Here is a 5,695-nt window from a genome sequence, read left to right on the forward strand (position 1 = left end):
TAGAGAAGTTGCCCTGCGGAGCAGCCCGGAAGGGTGAAAAGTGGGAGCATCCGATCCTTGAGAACTCAACAGCGTGCACAATGTCAAATGCCAAATACCCGTCGGCTTGATCTTTTTGGTCAGGTCGCGGATTCCTTTGGAAAACATTTAAACAACAAAGCAAGTCAGTAATGATTTGTTCTGTCAGTTTCAAACTCGCGGTTTCTGAACCTATTCCGGTTCGTTACCGCAAACAATGTGCCGGCCGCTTTTCGGAGTGGTTGTGCAATTAAACATTTACGGAGAGTTTGATCCTGGCTCAGGACGAACGCTGGCGGCGTGCTTAACACATGCAAGTCGAACGATGATCCAGAGCTTGCTCTGGTGATTAGTGGCGAACGGGTGAGTAACACGTGAGTAACCTGCCCTTGACTCTGGGATAAGCGTTGGAAACGACGTCTAATACCGGATACGACCTGCCCCGGCATCGGGTGTTGGTGGAAAGAATTTTGGTCAAGGATGGACTCGCGGCCTATCAGGTAGTTGGTGAGGTAATGGCTCACCAAGCCTACGACGGGTAGCCGGCCTGAGAGGGTGACCGGCCACACTGGGACTGAGACACGGCCCAGACTCCTACGGGAGGCAGCAGTGGGGAATATTGCACAATGGGCGAAAGCCTGATGCAGCAACGCCGCGTGAGGGACGACGGCCTTCGGGTTGTAAACCTCTTTTAGCAGGGAAGAAGCGAAAGTGACGGTACCTGCAGAAAAAGCACCGGCTAACTACGTGCCAGCAGCCGCGGTAATACGTAGGGTGCAAGCGTTGTCCGGAATTATTGGGCGTAAAGAGCTCGTAGGCGGTTTGTCGCGTCTGCTGTGAAAACCCGAGGCTCAACCTCGGGCCTGCAGTGGGTACGGGCAGACTAGAGTGCGGTAGGGGAGATTGGAATTCCTGGTGTAGCGGTGGAATGCGCAGATATCAGGAGGAACACCGATGGCGAAGGCAGATCTCTGGGCCGTAACTGACGCTGAGGAGCGAAAGGGTGGGGAGCAAACAGGCTTAGATACCCTGGTAGTCCACCCCGTAAACGTTGGGAACTAGATGTGGGGACCATTCCACGGTCTCCGTGTCGCAGCTAACGCATTAAGTTCCCCGCCTGGGGAGTACGGCCGCAAGGCTAAAACTCAAAGGAATTGACGGGGGCCCGCACAAGCGGCGGAGCATGCGGATTAATTCGATGCAACGCGAAGAACCTTACCAAGGCTTGACATATACCGGAAACGGCGAGAGATCGTCGCCCCGCAAGGTCGGTATACAGGTGGTGCATGGTTGTCGTCAGCTCGTGTCGTGAGATGTTGGGTTAAGTCCCGCAACGAGCGCAACCCTCGTTCTATGTTGCCAGCACGTAATGGTGGGAACTCATGGGATACTGCCGGGGTCAACTCGGAGGAAGGTGGGGACGACGTCAAATCATCATGCCCCTTATGTCTTGGGCTTCACGCATGCTACAATGGCCAGTACAAAGGGCTGCAATACCGTAAGGTGGAGCGAATCCCAAAAAGCTGGTCCCAGTTCGGATTGAGGTCTGCAACTCGACCTCATGAAGTCGGAGTCGCTAGTAATCGCAGATCAGCAACGCTGCGGTGAATACGTTCCCGGGCCTTGTACACACCGCCCGTCAAGTCATGAAAGTCGGTAACACCCGAAGCCGGTGGCCTAACCCCTTGTGGGAAGGAGCTGTCTAAGGTGGGATCGGTAATTAGGACTAAGTCGTAACAAGGTAGCCGTACCGGAAGGTGCGGCTGGATCACCTCCTTTCTAAGGAGCATGTGCCAGTCCGTCTGTATACAGCGGAATTCACTGGCCAAGTCAGATCAGGACGAACGTTCCTGGCTGGCGCTCATGGGTGGAACATTGACATTGATGCGGATCGGAATGATCCGGTATGAGTACGCCTTCCCTTCGGGGTCGGAAGGAAAGCACCGGGTTGGCCTGGTTCGGATATTGCACGCTGTTGGGTCCTGAGGGACCGGAACGGATCACTTCGGTGGTTCGGACTGAACTCTCTGGACCTTCTCCTGTTTGGCAGAACCGTTTGGTGGCCGGCAGGGTGGGTACCGCCCGTACTTTGAGAACTACACAGTGGACGCGAGCATCTTAGATTTGAACACTTTGTGTTCAAATCACATTGGCTCAGCGTGATGACCGGCTTGCCGGCAAGCGTTGGGCTATCAATTGATCTGATTTATCAGATTCATTGGTCAATTTTTCCGAAACGAAAAATCGATTCAAACTCATGTGATTGCAAGTTTCTAAGAGCAAACGGTGGATGCCTTGGCATCTGGAGCCGAAGAAGGACGTAGTAATCTGCGATAAGCCTCGGGGAGCTGATAAACAAGCTTTGATCCGAGGATTTCCGAATGGGGAAACCCCGCCAGGCGGAGCAATTCGACCTGGTGACTCCCGCCTGAATATATAGGGCGGGTAGAGGGAACGTGGGGAAGTGAAACATCTCAGTACCCACAGGAAGAGAAAACAACAGTGATTCCGTCAGTAGTGGCGAGCGAAATCGGAACAGGCTAAACCGAGCATGTGTGATACCCGGCAGGGGTTGCATGTTCGGGGTTGTGGGACTTTTCAGTACTGGCTGCCGCTGGTACGGCGTTACAGAGCGTTATAGACGAACAGGATTGAAAGCCTGGTCAGAGAGGGTGCGAACCCCGTAGTCGAAATGACGTGATGGCGCGAAGAGTATCCCAAGTATCACGGGGCCCGAGAAATCCCGTGTGAATCTGTCAGGACCACCTGATAAGCCTAAATACTCCCAGATGACCGATAGCGAACAAGTACCGTGAGGGAAAGGTGAAAAGTACCCCGGGAGGGGAGTGAAATAGTACCTGAAACCGTTTGCTTACAAACCGTTGGAGCCTCCTTGTAGGGGTGACAGCGTGCCTTTTGAAGAATGAGCCTGCGAGTTAGCGATATGTGGCGAGGTTAACCCGTGAGGGGTAGCCGTAGCGAAAGCGAGTCTGAATAGGGCGATTCAGTCGCATGTCCTAGACCCGAAGCGAAGTGATCTATCCATGGCCAGGTTGAAGCGCGTGTAAGAGCGCGTGGAGGACCGAACCCACTTAGGTTGAAAACTGAGGGGATGAGCTGTGGATAGGGGTGAAAGGCCAATCAAACTTCGTGATAGCTGGTTCTCTCCGAAATGCATTTAGGTGCAGCGTTGCGTGTTTCTTGCCGGAGGTAGAGCTACTGGATGGCTAATGGGCCCTAAAAGGTTACTGACGTCAGCCAAACTCCGAATGCCGGTAAGTGAGAGCGCAGCAGTGAGACGGTGGGGGATAAGCTTCATCGTCGAGAGGGAAACAACCCAGACCACCAACTAAGGTCCCAAAGCGCGTGCTAAGTGGGAAAGGATGTGGAGTTGCACAGACAACCAGGAGGTTGGCTTAGAAGCAGCCACCCTTGAAAGAGTGCGTAATAGCTCACTGGTCAAGTGATTCCGCGCCGACAATTTAACGGGGCTCAAGCACGCCACCGAAGTTGTGGCATTGATGTAATAGGTAGGCCGCACACTTGTTGTGTTGGTCCAGCCATGTTGATGGGTAGGAGAGCGTCGTGTGGCCAGCGAAGCGGCGGTGTAAACCAGCCGTGGAGGCCACACGAGTGAGAATGCAGGCATGAGTAGCGAAAGACGGGTGAGAAACCCGTCCTCCGAAAGACCAAGGGTTCCAGGGCCAGGTTAATCCGCCCTGGGTAAGTCGGGACCTAAGGCGAGGCCGACAGGCGTAGTCGATGGACAACGGGTTGATATTCCCGTACTGACGAAGAACCGCCCAAGCTAATCCAGTAATGCTAAGTGTCTGAATCCTTCTGATTGATCCCTTCGGGGTGAGACGGGAGGCCTAGCGCACGACCCTACGCTGGTGCGGTTAGCGTATTAACAGGTGTGACGCAGGAAGGTAGTCGGTCCTGGGCGATGGTTGTCCCAGGCCAAGGTTGTAGGCCGAGAGATAGGCAAATCCGTCTCTCATACAGGCTGAGAGCTGAAGGGGAGCCCGCAAGGGCAAGATCCGATGATCCTATGCTGCCAAGAAAAGCATCGGCGCGAGGTTCAAGTCACCCGTACCCCAAACCGACTCAGGTGGTCAGGTAGAGAATACCAAGGAGATCGAGAGAATCGTGGTTAAGGAACTCGGCAAAATGCCCCCGTAACTTCGGGAGAAGGGGGGCCTGACACGTCAGCGGATTTACTCCGGGAAGCGTGGTAGGGCCGCAGAGACCAGTGGGAAGCGACTGTTTACTAAAAACACAGGTCCGTGCCAAGTCGCAAGACGATGTATACGGACTGACGCCTGCCCGGTGCTGGAAGGTTAAGAGGAACGGTTAGCCGCAAGGCGAAGCTGAGAATTTAAGCCCCAGTAAACGGCGGTGGTAACTATAACCATCCTAAGGTAGCGAAATTCCTTGTCGGGTAAGTTCCGACCTGCACGAATGGCGTAACGACTTCCCAGCTGTCTCAACCGCGAACTCGGCGAAATTGCACTACGAGTAAAGATGCTCGTTACGCGCAGCAGGACGGAAAGACCCCGTGACCTTTACTACAGCTTGGTATTGGTGTTCGGTGTGGCTTGTGTAGGATAGGTGGGAGACTGTGAAGCTGGCACGCTAGTGTCGGTGGAGTCATTGTTGAAATACCACTCTGGTCATATTGGATATCTAACTTCGAACCGTAATCCGGTTCAGGGACAGTGCCTGGTGGGTAGTTTAACTGGGGCGGTTGCCTCCTAAAAAGTAACGGAGGCGCCCAAAGGTTCCCTCAATCTGGTTGGCAATCAGATGTCGAGTGTAAGTGCACAAGGGAGCTTGACTGTGAGACTGACAAGTCGAGCAGGGACGAAAGTCGGGACTAGTGATCCGGCAGTGGCTTGTGGAAGCGCTGTCGCTCAACGGATAAAAGGTACCTCGGGGATAACAGGCTGATCTTGCCCAAGAGTCCATATCGACGGCATGGTTTGGCACCTCGATGTCGGCTCGTCGCATCCTGGGGCTGGAGTAGGTCCCAAGGGTTGGGCTGTTCGCCCATTAAAGCGGTACGCGAGCTGGGTTTAGAACGTCGTGAGACAGTTCGGTCCCTATCCGCTGCGCGCGCAGGAAATTTGAGAGGATCTGACCCTAGTACGAGAGGACCGGGTTGGACGAACCTCTGGTGTGTCAGTTGTTCCGCCAGGAGCACCGCTGATTAGCTACGTTCGGGATGGATAACCGCTGAAAGCATCTAAGCGGGAAGCCGGCCTCAAGATGAGATTTCCATGCCTTCGGGCGAGAGGCTCCCAGCTAGACTACTGGGTTGATAGGCCGGATGTGGAAGAGAGGACTAAAGACTCTCGGAGCTGACCGGTACTAATAAGCCGATAACTTGATAATCAAACCCACCCTCAGAGGTGGAAGCATGACGTTTGTTTCGATGTTTCGAAAAAAATTGCATGATGCTACGCGTCCACTATGTGGTTCTCGATGTACGGTCGAGAACCGAACAGACTTATGTTCTGTTCGATTCACTTTGACTACATGTCAACAGATGTTTCGGCGGCCATAGCAAGAGGGAAACGCCCGGTCACATTCCGAACCCGGAAGCTAAGACTCTTTGCGCCGATGGTACTGCAGGGGGGACCCTGTGGGAGAGTAGGACACCGCCGGACTTAACTTA

Annotated in this window: 3 rRNA genes; all 3 read left to right on the forward strand. The window is 54.0% G+C overall.

From position 1 onward, the window contains the following. Positions 1-275 precede the first annotated feature (275 nt). Positions 276-1,797 (forward strand): 16S ribosomal RNA (locus tag AC1M0F_RS16415). Between the two features lie 484 nt (positions 1,798-2,281). Beyond that, positions 2,282-5,412: ribosomal RNA gene (locus tag AC1M0F_RS16420) — 23S ribosomal RNA — on the forward strand. A 158-nt stretch (positions 5,413-5,570) separates the two neighbouring features. Further along, positions 5,571-5,687: ribosomal RNA gene (rrf, locus tag AC1M0F_RS16425) — 5S ribosomal RNA — on the forward strand. Together the 16S, 23S and 5S rRNA genes form the textbook arrangement of a ribosomal RNA operon. Positions 5,688-5,695: the final 8 nt, after the last annotated feature.

The sequence above is a fragment of the Mycetocola sp. Y719 genome (assembly GCF_056713205.1).